The 24,659-nt window shown below is 66.6% G+C and carries 16 protein-coding genes and 2 pseudogenes; 5 read left to right on the top strand and 13 right to left on the bottom strand.

Annotated features, from left to right (window positions below):
* Nucleotides 1-62: 62 nt before the first annotated feature.
* From ACIGXX_RS03360 to ACIGXX_RS03320, 9 genes are all read right to left on the bottom strand, one after another.
* On the bottom strand, nucleotides 63-1,892 hold the full coding sequence (locus ACIGXX_RS03360; RefSeq protein WP_399972258.1) for an amino acid adenylation domain-containing protein: 1,830 nt from the start codon (nucleotides 1,890-1,892) through the stop codon (nucleotides 63-65).
* On the bottom strand, nucleotides 1,889-3,094 hold the full coding sequence (locus tag ACIGXX_RS03355) for an alanine--glyoxylate aminotransferase family protein (protein WP_351156427.1): 1,206 nt from the start codon (nucleotides 3,092-3,094) through the stop codon (nucleotides 1,889-1,891). Before ACIGXX_RS03355 ends, ACIGXX_RS03360 begins: the two co-directional genes overlap by 4 nt.
* 66 nt (nucleotides 3,095-3,160) lie before the next feature.
* Nucleotides 3,161-4,465 (bottom strand): MFS transporter, encoded by a 1,305-nt coding sequence (locus ACIGXX_RS03350; RefSeq protein WP_399972253.1) that lies wholly within the window; start codon nucleotides 4,463-4,465, stop codon nucleotides 3,161-3,163.
* Between the two features lie 100 nt (nucleotides 4,466-4,565).
* A complete protein-coding gene (locus ACIGXX_RS03345) occupies nucleotides 4,566-4,775 on the bottom strand; it encodes an MbtH family protein (protein WP_399972250.1) in 210 nt (69 codons plus the stop codon).
* A gap of 87 nt (nucleotides 4,776-4,862) precedes the next feature.
* On the bottom strand, nucleotides 4,863-6,203 hold the full coding sequence (locus ACIGXX_RS03340) for a condensation domain-containing protein (protein WP_399972247.1): 1,341 nt from the start codon (nucleotides 6,201-6,203) through the stop codon (nucleotides 4,863-4,865).
* A 128-nt stretch (nucleotides 6,204-6,331) separates the two neighbouring features.
* A complete protein-coding gene (locus ACIGXX_RS03335) occupies nucleotides 6,332-9,535 on the bottom strand; it encodes an amino acid adenylation domain-containing protein (protein ID WP_399972243.1) in 3,204 nt (1,067 codons plus the stop codon).
* 65 nt (nucleotides 9,536-9,600) lie between these two features.
* A complete protein-coding gene (gntD, locus tag ACIGXX_RS03330; RefSeq protein ID WP_399972240.1) occupies nucleotides 9,601-10,632 on the bottom strand; it encodes a guanitoxin biosynthesis L-enduracididine beta-hydroxylase GntD in 1,032 nt (343 codons plus the stop codon).
* A gap of 23 nt (nucleotides 10,633-10,655) precedes the next feature.
* Nucleotides 10,656-11,774 (bottom strand): capreomycidine synthase, encoded by a 1,119-nt coding sequence (gene vioD / locus ACIGXX_RS03325; protein ID WP_399972237.1) that lies wholly within the window; start codon nucleotides 11,772-11,774, stop codon nucleotides 10,656-10,658.
* A gap of 1,425 nt (nucleotides 11,775-13,199) precedes the next feature.
* Nucleotides 13,200-14,411, bottom strand: coding sequence for a cytochrome P450 (locus tag ACIGXX_RS03320; protein ID WP_399972234.1), 1,212 nt, complete (start codon nucleotides 14,409-14,411; stop codon nucleotides 13,200-13,202).
* A 551-nt stretch (nucleotides 14,412-14,962) separates the two neighbouring features.
* Between ACIGXX_RS03320 and ACIGXX_RS03315 the strand changes: the two genes are divergently transcribed.
* From ACIGXX_RS03315 to ACIGXX_RS03295, 5 genes and pseudogenes are all read left to right on the top strand, one after another.
* Nucleotides 14,963-16,831, top strand: coding sequence for an amino acid adenylation domain-containing protein (locus ACIGXX_RS03315; RefSeq protein WP_399972826.1), 1,869 nt, complete (start codon nucleotides 14,963-14,965; stop codon nucleotides 16,829-16,831).
* A 30-nt stretch (nucleotides 16,832-16,861) separates the two neighbouring features.
* On the top strand, nucleotides 16,862-17,179 hold the full coding sequence (locus ACIGXX_RS03310; RefSeq protein WP_399972231.1) for a hypothetical protein: 318 nt from the start codon (nucleotides 16,862-16,864) through the stop codon (nucleotides 17,177-17,179).
* Nucleotides 17,180-17,194: 15 nt separating this feature from the next.
* Nucleotides 17,195-17,533 (top strand): phosphopantetheine-binding protein, encoded by a 339-nt coding sequence (locus ACIGXX_RS03305; RefSeq protein ID WP_351156449.1) that lies wholly within the window; start codon nucleotides 17,195-17,197, stop codon nucleotides 17,531-17,533.
* The gene (locus ACIGXX_RS03300; protein WP_399972228.1) at nucleotides 17,530-20,919 is read left to right on the top strand and encodes a thioester reductase domain-containing protein; all 3,390 of its coding nucleotides are present in this window, start codon (nucleotides 17,530-17,532) and stop codon (nucleotides 20,917-20,919) included. The genes ACIGXX_RS03305 and ACIGXX_RS03300 overlap by 4 nt, the downstream gene beginning before the upstream one ends.
* 329 nt (nucleotides 20,920-21,248) lie before the next feature.
* Nucleotides 21,249-22,076, top strand: a pseudogene (locus ACIGXX_RS03295) (hypothetical protein); the annotation flags it as partial.
* A 69-nt stretch (nucleotides 22,077-22,145) separates the two neighbouring features.
* Here ACIGXX_RS03295 and ACIGXX_RS03290 read toward each other — a convergent pair.
* From ACIGXX_RS03290 to ACIGXX_RS03275, 4 genes and pseudogenes are all read right to left on the bottom strand, one after another.
* On the bottom strand, nucleotides 22,146-23,378 hold the full coding sequence (locus ACIGXX_RS03290; RefSeq protein ID WP_399972224.1) for a cytochrome P450: 1,233 nt from the start codon (nucleotides 23,376-23,378) through the stop codon (nucleotides 22,146-22,148).
* A 30-nt stretch (nucleotides 23,379-23,408) separates the two neighbouring features.
* On the bottom strand, nucleotides 23,409-24,074 hold the full coding sequence (locus ACIGXX_RS03285) for a condensation domain-containing protein (RefSeq protein WP_399972823.1): 666 nt from the start codon (nucleotides 24,072-24,074) through the stop codon (nucleotides 23,409-23,411).
* Nucleotides 24,075-24,137: 63 nt separating this feature from the next.
* Nucleotides 24,138-24,230 (bottom strand): annotated as a pseudogene (locus ACIGXX_RS03280) (aminotransferase class I/II-fold pyridoxal phosphate-dependent enzyme); the annotation flags it as partial.
* Between the two features lie 33 nt (nucleotides 24,231-24,263).
* The gene (locus tag ACIGXX_RS03275) at nucleotides 24,264-24,422 is read right to left on the bottom strand and encodes a hypothetical protein (RefSeq protein ID WP_351156455.1); all 159 of its coding nucleotides are present in this window, start codon (nucleotides 24,420-24,422) and stop codon (nucleotides 24,264-24,266) included.
* Between the last annotated feature and the right edge of the window lie 237 nt (nucleotides 24,423-24,659).

Here is a 24,659-nt window from a genome sequence, read left to right as displayed (position 1 = left end):
TGTCATGAGATCGGCGGGCGCCGGCTGCGGAAGCACTGCCACTGGTAGGTCGGGAAGCATGGTCACCAGCCACTGCCCGGCGTACCCACCGCCGTGACGTCCGCCTTCACGTCGGCCAGCGCTGCCACTCCACGTACCGAATACGCGTCGAAGACCTCGCGCGGACCGAGGCTGATGCCCAAGTGTTTGCGGATCCAGCTGATCAGCCGCAACATGAACAGCGAATCCCCGCCCAGCTCAAGCAGGTTGTCGAGCACACCGATCTCGTCGAGTCCCAGGAGCTCCGCCGCGGCGGCGCCGATGCGCCGCTCGATCTCACCTGCCGGCGGTACGAACTCTGTGGGCAGGTCGGGTCGGCGCTTCGGCGGCTGCGGAAGCATCGCGTGGTCGATCTTCCGATGCGTCGTCAGCGGGAACTCCTCCAGCCGGATCAGCGCTGAGGGGATCAGATGGGTCGGCAGTTCGTCGGCGAGGAAGGAACGCAGCTCACCGACGCTCACCGTGTCCCGGTCAGCAGTCACGTAGCCGATCAGACGCTGCTCACCCGACGCGTCCCGACCAGTCGTGACCAGGGCTTGACGCACCGCTGGGTGCCGGTCGAGCGCAGCCTCGATCTCGCCCGGTTCGACGCGATAACCACGCACCTTGACTTGCTGGTCGCTGCGTCCGAGGAATTGCAGCCGACCGTCGGGAAGACGGCGTACCCGATCGCCGGTGCGGTACAACCTGGCCCCCGGAATCCCCGAGTAGCGGTCGGCGACGAACTTCTCCGCGGTGACGTCGGGCCTGCCCAGGTAACCGCGTGCCAGCGAGTCACCACCGATGAGCAGCTCGCCCTCGGTATCCGCCGGAACGAGTTCGAGCCGCTCGTCGACGACGAACATGCGGGTTCCGGCGATGGCGTCGCCTATGGACAGCACCCCGTCCTTGGGTGTCTGTCCGGGCGGCACGCTCCAGTACGCCGCGGTCGCAGTGGTCTCGGTCGGCCCGTAGACGTGCACCAGCGGAAGGCGGAAGCGGTTCCACTGCTGGACGGCTTCGGGCATGGCGCGGTCTCCTCCCATGACGACCAGGCGCAGCGATGGGGGCAGCGCCCCGCCGGTGTCCACGAGGTGGTGAACCAGCAGGTGCCAGTGCGCGGTCTGCATCTCCAGCAGCGTGACGCCACGCGCGGTGAGGAAGTCGAGCAGGGCCTCCACCGGGGAGAGCGCGACCCGGTCGGCCGGGAACACGCTTGTCCCGCCCTGCACGAGTGGGGGGAACAGCTCCTCGAGTGAGGCGGAGAACGCCGAGGCGGCCAGCATCAGGTAGCGATCACGCGGCCCCATGCCGAACTCGGCACTCGCGGCGGCTGCGAGATTCGCCAGGCCGAGATGGGTGATCATGACGCCTTTGGGTGCTCCGGTGGAACCCGAGGTGTAGATCACGCAGGCCAGATCCTCCGGCGCGGCCGCGGGGGCGCCCGGACGGGGAGCCAAGCGCCCTCGGTCCGGCGCAAGCGTCGTGACGGGCAAGCTGGTCGGCCCCTCATGCGCTCCGTCCACGATGAGAATCTTGATACCGGAGTCCGCCGCGAGGAAACTCTTGCGCTGGTCGGGGTAGTCCGGGTCGATGGGCACGTAGGCCGCTCTCGCACGCAGCACGCCGAGCATCGCGACAAGCAGGTCGACGGAGTGACGCATCATGACGCCGACGCGATCTCCGGGAAGCACTCCCGCCTCCGCCAGGCGCGCCGCCATGTGCTCGGCTTCGGCGGCGAGTTCGGCGTAGGTCAGCGCCCGCTGTGCATCCTCGGTGGCGGGGGCGTGCGGCGTCACCCTGGAGTGCTGCTCGAGCAGGCTCGGGATGAGCTTCGGCGCGTCGTTGCGCGCTGATCGAACGTCGGCGTTCACGCAGCGGACTCCTCAGGGTTGGACGACATCGACGTCAAGGGGCCTGCGGGGACGTCAACCTGCTCTGCCATCAGCTTCACAACGGGTGTGACGCCACTGCCCGGCAGCACCGGGGCGCCGAGGGCCGCGAACCCGGTCTCGAGTGCGGCCAGCGCGGTGACCAGGTCGAGCGGGTCGACGTGGCCGCAGTGACCGATCCGCACGACGTGGTCGGCCAGTTCTCCGTTGCCGGTGGTCAGTTGGACGCCTGTGTGCTCGACCACCGCATCGACGAGAGATTGCGCGCCCACTCCGGGTGGTGTGAACGCGGCCGTCACGATGCCGTTGCGCGCCACTTCTGGGGTCAGCAGCCGGAGTCCGAGGCCGCGCAAGCCCGCTCTGGCCATCCGGCCGAGCTCCGCATGCCGCCGCTGGCGCCGCTCCATGCCTTCGGCGAGTACCTGTTCGAGCGCCGCGGACAACTGGAGCAGCACGCCGATCGCCGGCGTCCAGGGGGTACGCGGGATGGAGTGGTTCAGGCTGTCACGCGTGATCGTCCAGTCGAAGTAGTACCGCATGTGCCTGGCCTCGGCGTGCCGGCGCCAGGCGCGCTCACTGACCGAGACGAAAGAGACCCCTGGCGGCGCCATCAGCGCCTTCTGAGTCCCGCTGACCACGACGTCCAACCCCCACGCGTCGGCCTGCATTTCGCAGCCGCCGACCCCGGAGGCCGAGTCCACTATCGTCAGCACGTCGCGAGTCGCTCGCCCGAAGGCCTCAAGGTCGGTGACGACGCCTGTGGAGGTCTCGCAGTGCACGACGATCGCCGCGACGATCTGCGAGTCGGCCTCCAGACAGGCTTCGACGACGGCAGGGTCCGGCTCGCAACCCGGTGCGACGTCGAGCACGACCGTCTCGAGGCCGTAAGCGCGGCACAGCTCCACCCAGCGCCTTCCAAAGGCACCGTTGTCCACCACGAGTACCTTTTCCCCTGGACTGAAGAGGTTTTGCACCGCGCTCTCGAACGCACCGGTGGTGCTTGACGTGAAGACCAGCACGTCCCCCGTGGTACCGAGCACCTGCCTGAGCCCGTCGATGATGCGTGTGAATATGCGTGCGAAGTCCACGGTGCGCTCGTCGACCATGGGATGCGTCGCCGCCGCGATGACCGCGGGCGGCAGCGGGGTCGGACCGGGTATGGCCAGTCTGTCCTTGTAGATCATCTTCCTGATTCCTTCGTGCCGCGGTGGTCCGGCTTCGTCAAAGGCTCGTCCGCAGTCGAGTGCCGCTCAGCTGACCGTCGCCTCAGTGCCGCTGTCCGGCACGTGCGGTTCGTTCTGCACCTGTAGCTCTGGTTGCTCAACCTTGGCCAGGGCAAGGGCGAACAGTGCCGTGCCCACCACCGCGACCACAGCACAGCCCACCAGCACCGGGCGCAGGCCGAACAGGATGCCCAGGGGGCCGGCTACGGCGAAGCCGACCGGCTGGGCGATCTCCGAGGCCATCAGATCGAAGGCGGCCACCCGGCCGAGTACCTTGCTCGGCACCGCTCGCTGCATGAGGGTCTGGAAGAACACTCCTTGCAGGCCGATCGCGCAGCCGGAGAGCACTGCGGCACCCGCCACCACCACCGTCGGCACGCCGGAGCCGAGGGCCAACGCCTCGAAGACGATCAGCGGTGGCAGCCACGCTATGAAGACCACCGGTCGCTTCGGCTTGATCCGGCTGGAGGTGAACTCCGCGCAGAGCACGCCGATGGTCATGCAGGTGCCGATGACACCCCAGGCCGCGGGACCGCCCAGATGGGTGTCGGCCACCAACGGGCCGAGGACCGCGAGGGGAGCCAGCAGGACCATCGAGAACAACGTCCACTGCAAGGTCAGCAGCCATAGCCAGGGGCGCTTTCGAAACTCCCGCCAGCCTTGCTTCAGCTGCGTGAGCGTCCCGCCTTCGTGATCCGGTTCGACTTCGCCCCGGGCGGGGATCCTGGCGAATATGAGACAGAGGGTGATGAAAGCCATCAGCACGCTCTCCACCAGGAAAGCGGCTCCCGAGCCGTACGCCGCCACGACCATGCCTGCCGCCGCAGGGGCCACCGTCCAAGCCAGCGAGGAAAAAGCGCCGACCAGCGCATTGGCCTCGTCCAGGTCTTCTCTCGCAACGATGTCCGGCATGATCGCCATGCTGGCCGGACCGAACAGCGCGTCGGCGCCGCCATACACGACTGCCAGAGCGAAGAACCAGGCGAGGGTCGCAGTATCCGTGAGGAGTCCTATCGCCAAGGTCGCCGCCGCGGTCAGGCGTACGATCGACGAGACGATGAGCAAAGCGGCACGCGGAAAGCGGTCCGCCGCGACGCCGGCAAACAGCGACAAGGCGAGAGAAACCGCCGCCTGAACTCCGAGGACAAGGCCGAGGTCGCTCGCAGAACCAGTGGTGTGGAGGATACCGAAGCTCTCCGCGATCGGCAGGAAGCCGTTGGCCATGCTGGAGCCCAGCCGGGCGGCCAATAGGCAGGTGAAGTTTCGGTTGGTCAGCAGCCTTCTGCGTTTGCTTCGGCGCCCTTTTTTGTCGGAGACCTCTACATCGCTCATTGCGTCTCTTTCCGCGCGTGCTGGTTTCAGGTCCCGGCACGAGGGCTAGGTGATGGTTTCTTCGGGTCCGGTCAGGCGGCGGTGCCATACCGAGGGGCCCTCAAGAGGTTGTCGCCTCGACCAGGGACTTGGGCCGCATGTCCGTCCAGTTCCGTTTCACGTACTCCAGGCATTCCTCTCGCCCGGCTTCGCCGTGGACTACGGTCCAGCCCTTGGGCACGGTGATGGCGGCGGGCCACAACGAGTGTTGTCCCTCAGCATTGACCAGCACGAGGTACACGCCGTCCTGGTCCTCGAACGGATTCGCCACTGCTTTCACTCCCCTAGGTAAGTTGTCATCGTTCGTCAACGGCCGCTCAACTCGATGTGCGTGCCGAATTCATGAGAAATAGGGAACTTATGCAACCCGCAGCACGTCGACTGTGCTGATCGGCGCATCCGGGTCGGCGGCAAGAGCGGTCAGCATCCGCCGGTAACCGTCGGCCACGTGCTGTGCGGTCTCCGGTTCGAACATGTCGAGCTGGTACTCCAGGAGCGCATCCATCCCAGCCGGCTCCTTGTCCGGGCCGAATTTCTCCCGCAGGCTCAACACCAAGTCGAGCATGGAGCTGCCGGCGTCGATGTCCAAAGGCGCGTCGGTCAATCCGTCGAATTTGAGCCCGGCGTCGGTGTTGTCCTCCAGGGTCAACATGACCTGGAAAAGCGGGTGCCGGGTCCGCGAGCGGGCAGGATTGAGTTCCCTTACCAGGCGATCGAAGGGGATGTCCTGGTTGTCGTAGGCATCGAGGGCGACGGCCTGGACCCGTTTGACCAGGTCTCGCAGACTCGGGTCGCCGGAGACGTCGACGCGGAATACCAGCATATTGACGAAGTACCCGACGAGATCGGTCAGCGCATCATCCATGCGGCCGGCCACGGGTGAGCCGATCGGAATGTCGGCGCCCGCACCGATCTTGCTCAGCAGCGCCGCAAACCCGGCCTGCAATACCATGAACATGGTCGCATTTTCGGTGCGGGCGACCTCGGCCAATGCCGTATGCAGATCGGCGTCGAGGGTGAACTCGATCGTGTCCCCGGCGAAGTCGGACATCGGTGGGCGCGGGTGATCCACCGGCAACCGCAGTTCCTGGGGAATGCCGTCGAGCACCGAACGCCAGTGCGCGAGCTGTCTCGACGCCAGGCTGTCCGGGTCCTCCTCGCGGCCCAGCAACCGCCTCTGCCAGAGCGCGTAGTCGGCGTACTGGACAGGCAGCGGCGGCATATTCGGCTCGGCACCACGGCGCCGCGCCGCGTAGGCCCGGGCGAGGTCTCGGGTGAGCGGCCCGAGCGACCAGCCGTCGCTGACGATGTGGTGCATCGATATGAGCAGCACGTGCTCCTGCGGCCCCAGTGCGAACAGCCATGCCCGAAGAGGCAGGTCGTGCACAAGGTCGAACGGGTGCTCCGAGGCCTCGTGCATCGCCTCGTACACCTCTTCCTCGGCAAGCTCCTCGTACTCCAGCCTCACCGCGTATTCCGAGATGTCCAGGACAACCTGGTGCGGCCCGCCCTCACCGTCCCGGATCACCGTGCGAAGCGATTCATGTCGCTGCACGACGTCCCGCAATGCCTCCTCAAGGGCTGTGCGGTCCAACTGCCCCGTCAGCCGCGAAGCGAGCTGCATGGTGTATATCGAATTGCCCGGATTCATCTGATGGATGAACCACAGTCCGAGCTGACCAAACGACAGAGGGATCATGGCTGTTCCCACATAATGTCGCCTCGGCCCGATCGCTCGCGCAAACGGCTTGACACAATCATTGAGATCCCTATTGCTCTGTGCGGGCCCATCCGCCCACGCGGAATTCATCCGGCGCCCGCCGTGGGTCAGCGGGCCATCGGGAGGAGTGCCGGCCGGGTGATGACGGCGACCTGACCAGAGTCGATCTGCGCCGCGAGCAACGCCGCGGTAGGCGCCTGGAACAGGGCCTTGATACCGATCTCTACACCCATGACACTGCGGATCCGGCTCAGCAGACGCACCGCGTGCAGAGACCGGCCGCCGAGTTCGAAGAAGCTCTCGTCCACGCCGACCGCAGAGAGGTCCAGCACCTCGCTGATCAGCTCGCACAGTTGCTGCTCGCGCGCGGTGCCCGGGCTGCGATCGGTGACAGATCCTCGATCATCCGGAGCAGGCAGGTTACGACGGTCCACCTTGCCGTTCATGGTCAACGGCAGGTTCTGCAAGCGCACCACGGCAGACGGGAGCATGTAACCGGGCAACTGTGACGCGGCGTGGGCGAGGATCTCCTCGTTGGGCGCCTGGGCCACTACGTAGGCGACGACTTGCCGCAGTCCCGGCCTGTCTTCGCGTACCACCACGGCGGTCTGTTCCACATCTGGGTGCGCTGCGATCACGTTCTCGATCTCGCCGAGCTCGATCCGGAAGCCGTTCATCTTGACCTGGTCGTCCCGGCGCCCGACGAACTCAAGATTCCCGTCGCTACGCCAGCGGGCCCGATCTCCGGTGCGATACATCCGCCCCCCGGCCGGGCCGAAGGGACAGGCAACGAAGCCGGCCGCAGTGACGTCGGGTCGGCTGAGATATCCGCGGGCCAGCCCGGCGCCGCCAAGGTACAACTCGCCCGCCACGCCCACCGGCAGTGGCCGCAGGCCCTCGTCCAGGACGAAGATCTGGGTGCCGGCGATCGGCCGGCCGATGGGTGGCGGTTCGTTCCCCTCGTTCCCCCTCAGCGGGCCGATCAGCGTTGCGCACACCGTGGCCTCGGTAGGCCCGTAAGCGTTGAACATGCTGCAACGCCCGGACCAACGTGCGGCGAGGTCGGCGGTCAGGCTTTCCCCGGCAACCACGATGGTCAGGTCCGCGGGCAGATCCTCGTCGGGGGAAAGCGAGGCGAGCACCGAGGGCGGCAGGGTTACGTGCGTCACGGTCTCTCGGACAAGCACTGCTTCGAACGAACCCCCGACGAAATCGTGAAGGCCCGGGACGAACACCGCCGTAGCACCGCTGAGCAGGGCCATGCAGAGCTCCGAGACGGAGGCGTCGAAACTTGGACTGGCGAATTGCAGGACCCTGCTGTCGGACCGTACGCCGAATGCCTCGATCTGCGCGCCGGAGAGCCCAGCGAGGCCCTCGTGCGTGACCGTCACGCCCTTCGGTGTCCCGGTCGAACCGGAGGTGTAAATGACGTATGCCGGGTGCGCGAGGGTGAGTGGGTGCGACCGCTGTGCGTCGGAAAGGTTCGATGCGTCCGCGTCCGCGTCACGCCCGGTCTGCTGTTCGTCGAGGACCAGGATCGGCGTCGTCCAGGGCTGGGCCGTGGCGCCGGCGGCATCGGTCAGCAGCAGGGCGGGGCGCGCGTCGCCGACGATGTATTCGATTCGCTTGGTCGGATAGGCCGGGTCGAGCGGTAGGAACGCGGCTCCCGCCTTGCTGATCGCGAGGATGGCCAGGACGAGGAGCGGGCCGCTGGGCAACGCGACCCCCACCAGCTTCTCGGGTCCCATTCCGCGGGCAATCAGATCTCTGGCAAGCCGGTTGGCCCGCTCGTTGAGTTGTCGGTAGCTCCACCGCGATGCGCCGCAGGAGACCGCGCATGCGTCGGGACGCCGCGCGACCTGGGCCTCGAAGAGCGAGGGGAGGACGACGGGATCGTATGACGCGCCGTCTCCGCTCTGCTGCGTCGCCGGCAGAGCGTGCTCCTCCTTTGAGGCCAGTGGAATCTCGCACAGCGGTCGGTTCGGCGAGCGGACCGCGTTGGCGAGGAAGGTGGTGTAGTGCGTTGCGATGCGGCGGATCGTCTCCGGCGTGAACAGGTCGGTCGCGTACTCGATTTCCGCTTCGAGTCGGCCGTCCCGCTCAACGACCTCGATACTCAGGTCCAGTTTGCTGGCGGTGCGCGGTGGCGGTGCGGCGCCCTCGATGGTCAGTCCCGAGACGTGTATGGACTCCTCAAGCGCCTCGTCGTAGATGAACGCCGTCTGGAACAGCGGATTGCGGCTCGGGTCGCGTGGCGTACGAAGTCGCTCGATGACCTTCTCGATCGGCGCTTCCTGATGGGCGAGACCTTCGATGGAAGCCAGGCGTGTCTGGCTGACCAGGCCGTGGAAGGTCTGACCTCGCTCTGGGCGTACCCGGAGGGCCAGGACATTGACGAACATGCCGATCATTTCCTCGGTGCCCGGCTCGGTCCGACCGGCCATGGCGGTGCCCACCATCAGGTCCTCTTGGCCTGCGTAGCGGCCGAGAACGGCAGCCCAGCCAGCGAGCATGACCACGTAGGGGGTGACGCTCCAGCGGCGGGCCGCCTCCGCGAGTTCGACGCCCAGCGAAGCCGGCAACGTGAAGGAGTGGCTGGCGCCATGGAAGCTCATGCGTGCGGGACGCTGGTAATCGGTGGGCAGTTCAAGTGTGAAGGACGCGTCCCTGAACTGGGTGCACCAGTGCTCGACCTGACTGTCCAACAGGCCCTCGTCGAGCGAGCGACGTTGCGCAACGGCGTACTGCCCGTAGGCGAAAGGCAGAACGGGGAGCTCGGGTGTGCGGCCCTCGGCCCCCGCGGCAAGAAGTTCGGCGAGCTCCTGGACCAACACGCCGGCCGAGACTCCGTCGAAGATCAGGTGATGTATGTCCACCAGCAGGCGGTGATCCGCGGGACCAAGGCGGTACAAGCCGAACCGCACGAGCGGCCCATGCAAGAGGTCGAACGGAGCTGCCGTCGCGGCGCTCACCCGCTCAGTCATCTCCTGCTCCGAGGCCACATCCTGTGGATCGAGTCGTACGGGGCGTGCGGGGACGACGACGAACCGGGGCGAGCCAGACGCGATGGAGACCACGGAGTGCAGCACTTCGTGCCGTTCAACGATATGGGTCAGAGCCACCTCGAGCAGCCCGGGGTCCAACTCGCCGCGCAGGGCGAACACAACCGGGGCCCCGTAGTGCGAGCCCGCATCGGCGAGCTGCTCGGAGACCCAGATCCGCTCCTGTGCCAGGGAAAGGGGGAAATCCCTGTCAACGCGGCGGTCCTGGCTGTCTTTCGGTTGTATCGCAGAGTCTTGGGTAGTCGACACTGACGTCTCCCAGTCGTTTCCGGGTAGGGTCCGTCCGGCCGCGAGGGCCGAGGCGCTGTAGGTCGTCAATGGATCACTCGCGCGTCGTGGCTGATTCTGCGATCGCGCGACTTCCGCAGGTCGCGCGCCACGTTCAGCCTCTTGAGCCAGCGGTCCGTGCCGTCGAAGCGGGCAGTGAATGGCACCCTGCCGTGCACGATCTTGTAGTTGTCCAGGAAGAGCAGTTCACCCGGTTCGAGCACGTAATCTCGTATGTTGCGATCGACCTCCGCGGCGATGGCCTTCATTGCGCGGGCGCTGTCCGGGACGGCGTATGCGTCCTCCATGAAGAATGGATCGATGCGCAGATAGGGTGCTTCGCGGTCGCCGAAGAGGATGGCGACTCGGTCGGGCTCGCTGTCCTTGGCCATGATCCATTCATAGCTGCGCGAGAGCAGCTCGCGTTCGCGCGACGACATCTCCCGGTTGTCTTCGGCGTGGTGCGGCAGATGCGAGCGGTCGGGCCTGATCGGGTACCGCTCCTGGCAGAGCAGGTCCCTGATCTCATCAGTGAGCTCGAGGTCGTCGACCGAGGCGAAGGTCGTTGCCACCCGGTCGTGGTTGCGTAGACAGGCCAGGCCGAGGTAGTCGGCCCGCAGCGGGTGGAAGGCCTCCTCGGTGTGCCAGGTCAGCAGTTCTTCGCTGCCGGAGCCAAGCTGCTCATTTTCGTGACCCTTGATCGGAAAGATGTCGTGCATGATCCGGCCGTCCTGCTGTGTCGCCCAGGCGATGGGGTCGCCCAGCAGGGATGCGCAGAGCATGAAGTACACCTCCGCGGGGAGCGTGGACACTCGGCCGACGTGGGAACGCCAGTGCTCGGGAGTGGCCCCGATGGCGACGTCGTCAATCCGGAAGCCGCGGATGGACAGCACGCCACCGGAAGCCTCCAGGCGGAACGCGTTCAACTCAGCCCGCAGCCGCTGCGGCAGCTCGTGTGCGTACACAGCGCACTGCCGGACGAACTCCGGGTCACTGATCGAGTGGAACTTCGCCGTGAGCGAAGCGAGTACTTCGTGGACTGTCTTCAACTCAATGTCTGAGAGTTCAATGCTCTGCATGTTCGTCAGGGTTCCTTTCCGCCTCACGGTTGGGGACTCGCGGCGAACTCAGCGCCCAAGATGTCCAGGCCTTTGCTTAGTTGGCTGCGATCGCCGCCGAAACCGAGCCGGACGCGGCACGGGTGGTCGAATGCCCGGCCGGGGACGAGCAGTATGTTGCTGGTCTCTCCCAGCCGACGGCACAGCTCGGTCGTGTCCCGCCACGGGCGTAGTTGCGGGAACGCTGTCACCCCGCCGAGGGGCAGCGGCAGGTCGACACGATCCTCGTGCCGCGCGGCCCAGTCGGCCAACAGGCGTCGGTTGGCCTGGGCGTTCTTCAGCCTGGGAGCGATGAAGACGTCTGCACGCTGTACGACGCGCAGCGCTATGTACTCGAGAAGCGGAGAGAGGCTGAGGGTGATGCGGTCGCGCAGATTGGTCATCGCCCGCAGAAGCTCCGGGTCGGCCATGCACCATCCGAAACGCATGCCGGGTAGACCAAAAGCCTTTGAAAAGGTTCCGATCGACACACTGCGCGGATAGGTCAGTCCGGGGTCCGGCAGCGGTGCGTCATCATAGACCAGGTCCGTAAAAGCGCCGTCCCACAGGAGATAGGCGCCAACACTGTCAGCAATCTCAAGCAGGCGACGGAAACCAGCAAGGTCGAGTGTCGCGCCGGTCGGGTTGTGCGGAAAGTTGACCACAATAACCTTTGTGCGCGCAGTGACGAGCCTCGCTAGTTCCTCCACGTCAGGCCGGAATCTATCCTCCTCGCGCAGCCGCCAGCGCAGAACTTCGCACCCCATGGACTCTGCGACGGATACGTGCGAGTGGTAGGCCGGGTGCAGGGCGACGACTTGGTCACCCGGCTCGAGGAGGGTCTGGAGCGCGACGTAGATAGCCTCGCTGCCGCCGTGCGTAAGCATCACCCTGCGCGCGTCACCGTCCGCCCAGCGCGAGGCGATGGCCTCGCGCAGGTCGTCCCGGCCCAGGCACGGACTGTCCCGGAAGACGATCTCGTCCAAATCACCAGGCTCGATGCCGGCGAGATTTCGCACCTGTCCGAGCGAGTAGTCAAGAACCCCACTCGACCCGATGTCTATCGCAGCGTCATGATAGTGGTCGCGCATCCAGTCTTCGAGCAATGCCCCATCAAAATTCATCGTTCTCCAGAACCTTGTCCACGCGACCCGAGAACCGCGACCCCATACAGGGATCACAAGAGGTAAGTAGATTCTTTTCGGCAGAGATACCGATCTCGCGTATCTGCTCCAATGACTGCGATTCCTCAAACTCCCAGATCGAGGGTGTGAGGTCTTCTGTGGAGCAATGTATGTCCTCTCCGATATGGGCAGTTGACAGATATTGCCCGCTGCGGGATCTGCGTTGCTGCCCATGCGTCGACGAGTCAGGGCCCCATCTGCCTATAGCCGACATCGCGGAAGAAGAGGGCTTCCGTAGCGTGGTGAGCGGCACGCTCCAGACACCACCGATCTTCAAGTGGTGTCGTAGGTCAGGGCGGTTCGAGTGTGAGGGATGTTCCGGCGGGGCACCCTCGACGATGTCGGGCCAGTGCTGGACGCCACGGCCCGGCCGGCGAATCCCGCCTCTTTGACCCGGCCGCGAGGGTGGCGCACGGTTGCGGCTTGGCGGGGATGGCTGGGTCGGGCCGGCTGGGGCGAGGTGGCGGGCGGGCGTGTACGGCTGTGCGTCCAGCGGGTAGTACACGCGGCCGTCGCTCAACACCGTGGTCACCGTGGCGATGCCGTTGTCCGTCTTGCCGTATCGGCTCGGCTGCTGCCGGCCCACGTGCGCGGTGGCCGTGCCGTCCTTGCGGTGCCGTCCTTGCGGTCCCCGGATTCGTCGATCACGATGGACCCGCCGTCGTGCGGTGCCATCGCCCGCTGCTTGCGCGGCAGTTCAAGCCGCCGGTCGTTGACCTGCTCGGCCTCCCCGGGCGACTCGGACAAGAAGAACTGCAGCCGCTGCACCCCCGGGCATCCCCGCACCGGCGACCGGCTCCGCCCCGGCCAGGCAGGTGATCGCCTCGTTCCGCTCCCACGGCGCCGGCAGCCCCGTCAGGTACGCACGCGACATCCCCGCCGCTGGGCCAGGCCGAAGAAGAGGTCATCGATCCGGGCCGCGTACTCCTCCAATAGCCCCGGCCCAGGCGGACACGGACGGCGAGCAGTCATCCTCAGCCCCCAAGCCCGTTCACTCCTAGCACCGGCTAGCACCGGCCTACGACCAGCCTGACCCGCCATCAACCCACACCATCACCGGACTTGACGAACCACCGGTATAGGGAGAGCGATCCAGTGGCCAGCCGGGACAGCCCGAAGTCGGCGACGGCGTCGTACCAGTGGGCGGAGTCCTCGTACATGGCGCTGCCCGGAGCCGGGGCAGCGCCATCCGGGAGGGACTCGCAGCAACGGTGCCCGGCCGAGGTCTAACGGGCGGTCCGCTACTCGCACACCGCCTCACGGTGGAACACCTGCTTAAGGGCCGGCTCGGCCGACGACTCGAACGGACTGCGCAACACCGGATGCACGGCAAGAACGACGGAGAGGCCGCGGAGAATGCCACATTCAGGCGATTGCCTCAAAAGTGATCGGAAGGGATGCAAGGAAGCGGAAGTTGATGCTTTCGAGCCACTCGGGCTGCGCCACCTCGCACTTCCAGTTGGTGGTCCGACGCAGCAGGGCCCGCAGTGCGACGTCGATCTCGGTGAGAGCGAGTGAGGCGCCCAGGCAGTAGTGGATGCCGTGCCCGAACGATAGGTGATCAGCGGCCGGTCGGGAGACATCCAATATGTCAGGGTCGGTGTAGCGGCGGGGGTCACGATTCCCTGAACCAAGAACCAGGGTCACCGACTGGCCGGCTTTGATGAGGTGCTCACCGATGTCGATGTCGGCGAGCGCCTTCCGAGTGGTGAACTGGACCGAACTGTCGTATCTCATCAGTTCGTGCGTGGCGGGTGAAATCAGTTCAGGATCTCTGCGCAGCCGCTGAGTTTGCTCGTCGTTGTTCAACAGGGCAAGGACCGCGTTCCCGATCAGATGTGTGGTAGTCGCCTGCCCCGCGTCGATGAGCAGCAGGAGGTTGGCGAAGACTTCGTCCTCGGTGTAGTCGGCTGCCCGGAGTTGGGGGCTGATCATCCGACTGAAGAAGTCGTCGGCCGTGCTGTTCCGACGAGCGGCGGCAGTGCGGTCGAAGGATTCCCTCAGCGCCTGTATCCGCGCGTTCTGGGAGTCGGACTGCGTAAAGAACTCATGCAACAGTCCCTGCCAGTTCTCCATGAGGTGGGTGGCGTCGTCAGATACGCCTGCCAGTTTCGCGATGACGCCACGGCTGAGCGGTTCCGAGAAGTCGTGAATGATGTCCATGCGCCCGCTCGACAGGACCTTGTCGAGCAGTGCGTCGGCCAACTCCTGGACATGAAAGCGTAGTTCCCGGGCGAGGCGGGGAGAAAGGCTCGGCCTGATCAGTCGGCGTAGCCGGGTGTGATGCGGCGGATCATTGAACAGCATCATGTCTGACAATGTGCGAGCCAGCAGTGAAACATCGCCACGGGCCTGCTCGGGAAGGCTCTCGTGGAAATCCGATATTCTGGCTACAGAAAGACGCCCGTCTTTCGAGAGATCGAGGATTTCCGGATGGCCGAACACCGCCCAGGTCTGCATCCATTCGTCCCACTGCACCGGTGATTTTGTGCGTAACTCGGCATAGAATGAGTATGGCTCCGCCGCATGTTCGGGATCGAGCAGGTGAGAAAGATTCGTCGTATGGGGAGTGCGCATGGAAGATCCTCCAGTCCATCGCATCGAAAAAGTCGATAACCCGAGGCTGCAGCCTGCTTGTTGCTTGTGAAGCTACAGGCACTGTGGTCGATTGGCGCCGTCAGCTCCGTTCCACCCAGGGGTTTCAGGAATGAAGAGTCGGAGTTGAGCACTGCACCGGTGATGGAATATCGAGACAAGCTAGCGATGTCCTCGAGCTGGCGTCAAGTGTCGTCAACAAAGCACGGTTGACAGTTATTGCGCTCTTCTGGACACGTATTGCGTGCCCCCTCACCGGCCCTTCTTACGGCATTGACGCTGGGGTGAGCGGATGCCAGAGTGAATCCTCTCCGGTCTGAGCGGAGTTCAGTGACCGTCCGATGAGCGTGTACTGCTCATGTTCGCCCGCCACTCCTGTCCGTAGGAATTCGGTGTTTTCGGGTGTTGATACCGGTAGTACCTGATCCGTAGGCCATGCGAGCCGGGTTGCGGACTGAACTGCTTGGACACACCGATCTCCGTGACGACGAATTAGTGTGGGAATTTTGATGACCTTGCCAGAACAGAACTTTGTGTCGAACGCTCCACACGAGGAACTCAGCCCAGTCCATGCAGTCGTGGCCCGGATAGCCAGCAGTGATCCGCTGAGGGCTGCCGTTCGGAGCAGGGGCACCGAGCTGAGCTATGGCGAGCTCGACGCTTGGGCCAGGCGCATCGCAGCGTCTGTCCGTGCGGCAGGTGCGGGCAGAGGCGAGCGAATCGGTGTGCTCGTTGAACCTTCGAACGCGATGATTGCCGCCGTGCTCGGAATCCTGTACGCGGGTGCCGCGTACGTCCCGGCAGACCCGGCCCACCCTGATCAGCGGATCGCTGACGTGTTCGCTGACGCGGGCGTGTCTGCCGTGATCGTCGCAGACGGCACGTCTGCCCGACTGCCCACGCTCACATGCCCGGTCATTCGAGCGGAGGACGCCCGAGAAGGAGAAGAGACCGCGGCGGCGGCAGTCGCGGTGACACCCAATGACGCCGCTTACGTCATCTACACTTCGGGCAGCACTGGCGAGCCCAAAGGCGTCCTGGTCGAGCACAGTCAGCTGTCCGCTTCCACTTGGGCACGCCGCGCGGTGTATCCCGGCGCTCCAGTCTTCTTGCTTGTGTCCCCCTTGGCCTTCGATTCCTCGGTTGCCGGGGTGTGGGGGACCTTGACCGCGGGGGGATGCCTAGTCGTAGCTGCATCTGATGAAATCCGCGATCCTGAGCGGCTGGCCCGCCTGGTGGAACGCTTGCAGGTGACCCGGCTGCTCTGTGTACCGCTCCTCTACAGCGCACTGCTAGACGCGGCGGCACGGCAGGGCACGCGGCTGGATGCGCTGGATACGGTGATCGTGGCCGGCGATTCGCTGGCTGAGGCATTGGTGGAACGCCATTTCGCCTTGCTCGGCCGCACGGTCGCCCTGGTCAATGAGTACGGCCCGACCGAGGCCACTGTATGGGCTAGCTTCCGCCGTTATGAGGCCCCTGGGCCGATATCCATCGGCGGGCCGGTTCCTGGTGTCCGCCTGTACCTGCTGAATGAGGAACTGGAGCCGGTCCCACGCGGTGTAAGCGGCGAGTTGTTCATCGGCGGCGCAGGGGTGGCCCGAGGATACTTCGGCCGCCCTGAAGCGACTGCCCAGGCTTTCATCGGCGACCCTTTCACCGACGTCGAGGGCGCCAAGATGTACCGCACGGGAGACCTCGCCCTGTGGAAAGACGATGGTGAGTTGGAATTTCTCGGCCGCCGCGATCAACAAGTGAAGATCCGTGGCCATCGGATCGAGCTCGGCGCAGTCGAGGCTCATCTGCGTACTGCGCCAGGGGTCAGCGACGCCGCCGTAGTGACGAACGCGGAGCGGACCCAGCTTGTCGGGTTCGTCCTGTCGCCTCCTGGTATTTCTCCAGAATCTATCCGCGAGCATGTGGCCAGCAGGCTGCCGCAAGCCATGGTTCCGAACTGGATTCATGTGCTCGATCGGTTTCCTGTGACTGGCAACGGAAAACTCGACCGGAAACGCCTTGGTGCTCTGGCGGAAACCTGTCCGGACTCCCAGACAGAGGAGGTAGCCGCCGCCCCCACGGACGACACGACTGGACGGGTGTCCGCCGCCTGGGCCGAGGTGCTGAATCGGAAAGACATTCCGATCGAGGTGAATTTCTTTGATCTGGGCGGCCACTCGATCAAGCTCTTCGAGCTTCAGAACGCCCTTGAACGACGTACGGGAGTCCGACTCTCGGTTGTTTCTCTGTTCTCGCATACCACGGTGGCGGCGCAGGCAACGCTGATCCGTAACGGCGTGCCCTCGGACGATGGTTCGGCTGTGGTCGGGCAAGCGGCATCGGCGAGGCGCGCTCGCGCGCGGCAAGTACGGCGCCAGCGTTTGGAGGGAGGGGGACGGCTGTGACGGTGGAGTTGACCTAGGTCCCATCACAGTATGGGCGCCTTGGTAGCCCTGGAGACTGCCCGAGTCTTCCAGGCGCGCGGCACCCGAGTGGCGCATCTATTCGCTTCGGGCAACCGCAACGCAGCCAGCTATCCACCGCCCGCCGCCCGCCGCCCCCGAGAACGACGCCGAAACGACCCGTTGATGGACACACGGAGCCGCAGTTGCACTGCCCCGTTTCCACAATCTCCGGCGCCGAATACGAGCATGCGGACCGTCGACCATTCAGAACCTCCATACTCTCTGATCCGGAAATCCCCCAACGTCAAGATAACCAGCCGGAAGGACTCGCCTCATGCAGGCCAATAGGGATGTAACCCTGACATGGGGAAATCCGTAGTGGGGTACGAGGCGGACAGCACGGCCGAGCGGCGCGTGGCCCGGGTGTGGCAGCAGCTGCTGACCCTTGACCGGGTCGGCGTCCACGACAACTTCTCCGAATCGGGTGGCCATTCGATACGGCTGCCGGTCGTCCTCGCGGCGCTCCAGAAACACCCGGAGTACCAGGACCTCATCACCCTGACCGACCTGTTCCGGCACCCGACGGTGGCCGCCATGACTGCCCATCTCGACCAGACGGCCGAGCAGGAGGCGGCCCGGCGCGGCAGCGACCGCCGGGCCGCCCTGCACAAGCTCCGTTCCAGGAAAGGCACGACGCGATGACGACCGAGGAAGCCACACAGCACGACCTTGAGCAAGCGGTGGCCGTCGTGGGGATGAGCGGACGCTTCCCCGGCGCCCCCGACCTCGACGCCTACTGGGCCAACCTTCGCGACGGCGTCTGCTCGCTGTCCGAGTTCACCGAGAAGGAACTGCTCGCCGACGGGACGGACCCGGCCGAGCTGCGCAATCCCGCGTTCGTCCCGGTGCAGGGGCATCTGGCTGACGCGGACCGCTTCGAGGCCGAGCTCTTCGGCTTCAACCGCACCGAGGCGGCCGCCCTGGACCCGCAGCACCGGGTGCTCCTGGAGACCGCCTGGTCGGCGCTGGAGGACGCCGGGTACGCCCCGCTGAACGCACCCTCCCGCACCGGCGTCTACATGGGCGGCAGCTCGACGGAGCACGCGCTGGCCGCCGAGACGGACCCGGCGCTCGCCGCGTCGATCGGCGCGATCCAGGTGCGTCTCCTCACCGACCGCGAGTTCCTGGCGCCCTGGATCTCCTACCGGCTGGGCCTGGACGGGCCGAGCATGATGGTCCAGACGGCCTGCTCGTCCTCGCTGACGGCGGTCCATGTTGCCGTCCAGGCCCTGCTGCTCGGCGAGTGCGACACCGCGCTCGCGGGCGGCGTCTCCATCGGCGCCCCGCGCAAGGAGGGCTACGTCTACTACCAGGGCGGGACCTCCTCCCCCGACGGCCGCTGCCGCCCCTTCGACGAGAAAGCGGCCGGCACGGTGCCGAGCAGCGGGGTGGGCGTGCTGGTGCTGCGGCGGCTGGAGGACGCGCTCGCCGACGGCGACCCGGTGCGCGCGGTGATCCGGGGCACGGCCGTCACCAACGACGGGGCCGGCAAGGTCGGCTTCACCGCTCCGGGCGTGGACCGGCAGACGGCCGCGATCACCGAGGCGTGGACGGCGGCGGGGCTGGAGCCGTCGGCGGCGCAGTACGTGGAGGCGCACGGGACCGGGACCGAGCTGGGCGACCGGATCGAACTGGCGGCGGCGAGCGCGGCGTTCACCGCCCGGGCCGGCCTCGACGGCGGCGTCGGCATCGCGCTCGGTTCGGTGAAATCGAACATCGGGCACGCCGACGCGGCGGCCGGTGTGGCGGCGCTGATCAAGACGGTCCTGATGCTGGAGCACGCCACCCTGGCCCCGACGGTGAACGTCACGAGCCCGATGGCCGCCCTGCGGGACTCGCCGCTGCGGCTGGTGACCGAGACCCGTCACTGGCCGCGCAGGCGGGACCTGCCCCGGCTGGCCGGCGTGACGTCGGTCGGCATGGGCGGCACGAACGTGCACGTGGTGGCGCAGGAGGCACCGGCACGCGAGCCGCGCGCGAAGGCCGACGCCCGCCCGACGGTCCTGCCGCTGTCGGCCCGCACCGAGCATCAACTCGGCCTCGTGGCAACCCGGTTGGCGGCACGTCTGCGCGAGGCCGACGCCCCCGCCCTCGCCGATGTCGCGCACACCCTGCGCACCGGCCGGGTCGGGATGCCCGTGCGTGCCTACGTGGTCGCCGTCGGCGTGCAGGAGGCGTCGGACAAGCTCATGGCACTGGCCGAGGGCCACCCGGATCCTGTGCGGCACCCCTCGGGGGAGGCGTGGCTGCGCGGCGAGGAGGTGACCTGGCCGGCGCTCGACGGCGAGGTGCGCCGGGTACGGCTCCCGTCGTATCCGTTCGCGGGCGAGAGCTACGGCGCGCTGACGCTGCGCGGCCCGGCCGCTCAAGCGCCGGCCGAGAGCGCGGCGCCTGCGCTGGGGGACGAACTGGAGGCCAGGGTCGCCGAGTTGGTGATCGAGGCGCTGGATCTCGACGGGCCCGCCGGTCTGGAGAAGACGTACATCGAGGCGGGCGGCGACTCGCTGACGTCTGTGCATCTGGCCGGACGGCTCCGCGACGAGCTCGACATCGACGTACCGATCCAGCTGTTCCTGGAACCGGTCACGCTAAAGGAAATGACGATCCACATCGTGAAAATCAAGGAAGGCGGCGACGGCGCCGGGCACCCTGCTCACCGAGTTACGGCCGTGCGGCGGCCCACCTTCGCCTCGGTGCACGGCGAGGGCGTGACCGAGGTCCACGCGAAGGACCTCACCCTCGACAAATTCCTCGATGCACACCTCCTCGCCGACGCCCCCGCGCTGCCCCGCGCCGGGCGGGAGCCGCGCACCGTGCTGCTGACCGGCGCGAACGGCTATCTCGGCCGCTTCCTCGCCCTGGAATGGCTGCGCACCCTGGCGCCGGCCGGCGGCCGACTGATCGCCCTGGTGCGCGGCAAGGACGCCGCCGCGGCCCGGCAGCGGCTGGACGCGGCCTTCGACAGCGGCGACCCGGAGCTGGTGCGGACGTACGAGGAACTGGCCGCGGTGCATCTCGAGGTCGTGGCGGGTGACATGGCGGAACCGCGGCTCGGCCTGGACGAGGCGGCCTGGGACCGGCTGGCCGACGAGGTCGACCTGATCGTCCACGCCGGTGCGGTGGTGAACCACCTCCTGCCGTACCCGCACCTCTTCGACGCCAACGTCGTCGGCACCGCCGAACTCGTGCGACTGGCCCTTACCCGCCGGACGAAGCCGATCACCTACATCTCCAGCGTCGGGGTCGCCGACTCCTGCCGGCCGGCCCTCGACGAGGACACCGACGTCCGCGTCGCCATACCGGTCCTGAACGTTGACGGTGGCTACGCCAACGGGTACGCGACCAGTAAATGGGCCGGCGAAGTGCTGCTGCGGGAGGCGCACGACCTGTGCGGACTGCCGGTCACGACCTTCCGGTCCAGCATGATCCTCGCGCACAGCCGGTACGGCGGACAGCTCAACGTCACCGATGTGTTCAGCCGCCTCCTGTTCAGCGTGCTCGCCACCGGGATCGCGCCGCGCAGCTTCTACCGTGCGGACGGCGAACGCGCGCACTACGACGGCCTGCCGGTCGACTTCACCGCCGCCGCCGTGTTGGCGCTGGGGGGTCGCGGCACCTCTGAAGCCCCGTCCGGATACCGGACGTTCAGCCTCGTGAACCCCAACGACGACGGCGTCTCCCTCGACGCCATCATCGACTGGCTCGCGCAGGACGGCCACGCCATGGAACGGGTGGACGACTACGCCGAGTGGTACCTGCGGTTCGAGGCGGCGATGCGCGCCCTGCCCGAGGCACAGCGGCAGTACGCGGCGCTGCCCATCCGGCACGGCTTCAAGGAGCCCGAGGACCCGGTAGCCGGATCCGTCATCCCCTCCGACCGGTTCCGCGCCGCCGTCCAGGCCGGCGCCATCACAGGGCACGGCGACATCCCGAGCCTCACGCGCGACCTCGTCACCAAGTACGCCCGGGACCTGAAGTACCTGATGGCAGCGGGGCGCCCCATGCACGGCGGCCACGTCAACCACTGACGTGCCGCCTGGGACGCGGAGCCGGGATCATCCCCCGTCCCCGGCTCCACGTCCCGCAGTAGAGCTCCCGGGACGGCCGGAAGGGCATGGTGCCGTACCGAACCTTCGGTGGGCCCATGGTGGACGGTTCGATGTGCAGGCAGGGCGAGAGAGACGGGGGGGCGGCCGAGTGGCGCGTCAGGAGCGTGCGCGCGCCCGTACGCGTGAGGCCATACTGGAAGCCATGGCGCGCCTGTTCATCGAGGTCGGGCACGAAGCCGCCACCATCGCCGCACTCGTCGAACGGACCGGGCTGAGGGGCTCGTTCCGCAGACGCACAAGCTCCAGGAATGGGTCGACCTCGGGCTCCCGCTCGGACACCGGATGCCCCAGGAACCGATGTTGCGTGCGGCTGTCCGTCTACGCCAAGGCACGCAACATGTGCGGCCCGCGCCGGCCGGACTGGATCTGCAGCAGCCTCAGCCTGCCACGCTGTCCTCTACGACGGCCCCACGACGCAGTGCCTGACGCATCGCCACTCTCCCGCGCCCCGAACTTCCCGAGTTCACCAGGGCTCCTTCAGAGACTTCGTGAGGTCAACACCACCATGGACACCCAGGTCCAGAGCTTTGCCGTCACCAACCTCCGCCGCCGTCCCGTTTCGTCGAGACCGGCGGCTTCGTCGCGGGCTTCACCCCCGATGCCGACAACCCCTATCTGAGCTACGCGACCCCGCTACCCGGCGCCGAGCCGATGGAGCGGGACATCGCTGCGCTGATCGGGATCTTCCGGGAGCGGGGTCTGCTGCCCCGGTTGGAGTTCGCACCGCAGGCCGCCCCCCGCCGTGGCACCGGCCCCTGCAGGCGGCAGGCTTCGACACCGAGGCGGTGCACGCATACCTCGTCTGCACACTCCACACGCTGATACTCCCCCAGTCCGCCGACTCCCTGCGTGTGGAGAGCCCGACCGCCGAGAAACAGTTCACCGAGCTCGATGCCGCGCTTGCCGAGGCGTTCGGTGGCGTCTTCACACCCTCCGCACAGGGTGCGGCCCGACTGCGCCGCACCCAGCAGAGCGGCGGAGCAGTGCGCTTCGTCCGCGACCAGCAGGGCGGCATCGTCGGCCGGGCGTCAGGCTCCCCGTCGGCCGAGGGCACCGCAGAGCTGTCCGGCGTCGGCACCCGCCCCGCCTACCGTGGCCGCGGCATCGCCGCCGCAGTAACCGCCGCGCTGACCGAAGCGAACCTCTTATCGGCCGGGCGTGAACCGTATCGGCAGAGCCTTGATCCCGTATACGGGGGTGAGATCCGGAAACCATTCGATCACCGCGTCATCGGCGACGGTGTAGTCCGGTATCCGGTCGAACACCTCCTCCAGCATCGCCGTGAACATCTCTCGCACCATGGCCGCGCCCACGCAATAGTGCTGGCCGGCACCGAAAGCGAGGTGGCGGCCGGCATCGCGGTCCAGGTCGATCCGGTCCGAGTGCGGGAAGACGGAATCGTCGCGGTTCGCCGCGGCCCACCCGAGCAGCACCTGCTCGCCCCGGGTGATGCGCTGCCCACCGAGTTCGACGTCCTCGGCGGCGATCCGGCCCGTGCTTTGAACGGGCGAGACCCACCGCAGGAACTCGTCCACGGCGGTGCGGATCATCGAGCGGTCGGACATCAGCCGGGACCGCAGCTCGGGTTGCTGGGCGAGGGTACGGAGCGCGATCGCGGTCAGGCTTGACGTCGGATGGATGCCGAGCAGCAGCAAATACATCATCGAGACGATGTCATCGTCCGGTACCGGTGCTCCGTCCACCTCACGGGTCGCCAGGTGCCCGAGCAACCCCCGCTGGTCGCCGTCCCGTTGCGCGTCGAGTGCTTCCACCAGCTCCAGGCAGATCAGTTGCGCGCATTCGCGGGCTGTCGACGGATCGTGCGGAGCGGCGAAAAGCGCCCGGTAGAGCAGGGAGTCGATGTCGAACCACCGCTCCTCCGGCAGTCCGATGTCCCGCATGGTCAGAATGCTGGGCAGCTTCTCGGTCATCGCCAGAACGATGTCACACTCGCCGCGCTCGATCACCTCGTCGATACAAGCCGCCGCCAACTTCCGGACCTCGCCGACGCGCGCGGCGACCCGCTTCGGGGAATAGAAAACGGAGATCAGCTTGCGGTACTTCAGGCACTCCGGCGAGTCGAGTTCCAGCGGTATCATCCGGTTGCTCTGCCCGAGCGAGGGAATGGTCACGCCCTGCACCGTACCGTCCGCCCTATCCTGCGCGGTTTGGAAGGTCCGGGCATCGCGGGCCGCCGAGGAGACCTCACTGTGACCAGTCGCGACCCAATACCCGTCCCAGGCGCGGCTCCACTGCACCGGGCAGGATTCGCGGAGTTTCGCATAGGTCGGAAACGGATCCACCGCTATCGCCGGGTCATGGCTGTCATAGTCGAACCCTGCTCGCATATTCACCAAGGAAATCACCTTCGCTGTCACGGAGTTTGCTCGGCATCGCGCTCCGTAACCTTAACAGCCGAATCGACGACGGCAGATGGCGCAGCAATATTGATCGAATATCGGGCAACGATCGACAACAGACAACAGCCCATTCTGGGTCTTCGAATTCAGCCTCGATTCTTCGGTGGGGTTTGGCAGTTGAGGACTTGCCGGGAAACAAGTCGTGGCTTCCAACTGTGGGACTCGTTGTTCTGGCATGGGGAGACCGGAGGGGGCGGGTGCGTCGTCCTGGTGGGGGCCTGAAGAAGGCTGTGGACCTTGAACAGCGTCGCGCCCTCGGACCGGGCCACCTCGGTCAGCGCCGTGTGCAACCCCTTCGTCCACGCTGAACGTGATTGCGCCGCAGACCCCGTCGGACACCGGCCGACGCGGCCGGTCCACCGGCAGCCGCAGCTCCTCGGGCATGCCGCCCAGCGCGGTGCGCCAGTACTCCCATTGTCGTGACACCAGAAGACTGTCCGGGTCCTTCTCGCTGCCCGGCAACTGCTGTTGCCACAGCACGTAGTCCGCGTAACTCAGGGGAAGCCTCGGCGGATCCGGTGTGACACCGCGCCGTCGCGCCGCGCAGGCGCGGGAGAGGTCGCGGGCGAGCAGCTCGCGCGACCAGCCGTCGCTGACCATGTGGTGCATCGAGAGGAGGAGTACGTGGTCCTGCGGCGGCCCGAGCGCGAACAGCCAGGCACGGAAGAACAGTTAGCGGCTCAGGGTGAAAGGGCGCGCGGACGCCTCGTGAGCCGTCTACGCCCTGCTGTCACTGGTCATCGCCCGCAGAAGCTCCGGGTCGGCCATGCACCATCCGAATCTCATGCCGGGCAGGCCGAAAGCCTTCGAGCAGGATCCGACGGGGACGGACCCGGTAGTAGCTCAGCCCGGGTCTGGCAACGGCGCGTCCTCATGGACCAGGTCCGTGAAGGCCGCGTCCCATAGAAGACCGGCATTGGCGTCGGCAGCGATCTCGATCAGTCGGTGGAAACCGTCGAGGTCGAGTGTGGTGCCGGTCAGATTCTGCGGGAAGTTGACCACGATGGCGCGACGTAGAGCGCCTCGCTGCCGCCGTGCGTGGTCATCACCCGTTGTGCGTCCCCGTCGCCCCAATCGTTGGGCAATTGGCCTCGCGCAGGTCGTCGCGCCCCAGGCACGGGCTGTCACCGGAAGACGATTTCGTGGAGCTCGCCCGGCTCGATGCCGACAAGTTGCCGCACCCGCGCGAGTGAATAATCGAGGACCCCGCTCGACCCGATGTCGATGACCGCATCGTGA

The sequence above is a fragment of the Streptomyces sp. NPDC055243 genome, from assembly GCF_044544025.1.
Lineage (GTDB): Bacteria > Actinomycetota > Actinomycetes > Streptomycetales > Streptomycetaceae > Streptomyces.
This window is presented reverse-complemented; position numbering and strand designations above follow the sequence as displayed.

Coding starts and splice junctions, on each gene's coding strand:
- ACIGXX_RS03355 (WP_351156427.1), bottom strand. CDS start 3,094: ATGATCTACAAGGACAGACTGGCCATACCCGGTCCGACCCCGCTGCCG.
- ACIGXX_RS03350 (WP_399972253.1), bottom strand. CDS start 4,465: ATGAGCGATGTAGAGGTCTCCGACAAAAAAGGGCGCCGAAGCAAACGC.
- ACIGXX_RS03340 (WP_399972247.1), bottom strand. CDS start 6,203: ATGATCCCTCTGTCGTTTGGTCAGCTCGGACTGTGGTTCATCCATCAG.
- gntD (WP_399972240.1), bottom strand. CDS start 10,632: ATGCAGAGCATTGAACTCTCAGACATTGAGTTGAAGACAGTCCACGAA.
- vioD (WP_399972237.1), bottom strand. CDS start 11,774: ATGAATTTTGATGGGGCATTGCTCGAAGACTGGATGCGCGACCACTAT.
- ACIGXX_RS03320 (WP_399972234.1), bottom strand. CDS start 14,411: ATGCGCACTCCCCATACGACGAATCTTTCTCACCTGCTCGATCCCGAA.
- ACIGXX_RS03310 (WP_399972231.1), top strand. CDS start 16,862: ATGGGCGCCTTGGTAGCCCTGGAGACTGCCCGAGTCTTCCAGGCGCGC.
- ACIGXX_RS03305 (WP_351156449.1), top strand. CDS start 17,195: ATGGGGAAATCCGTAGTGGGGTACGAGGCGGACAGCACGGCCGAGCGG.
- ACIGXX_RS03300 (WP_399972228.1), top strand. CDS start 17,530: ATGACGACCGAGGAAGCCACACAGCACGACCTTGAGCAAGCGGTGGCC.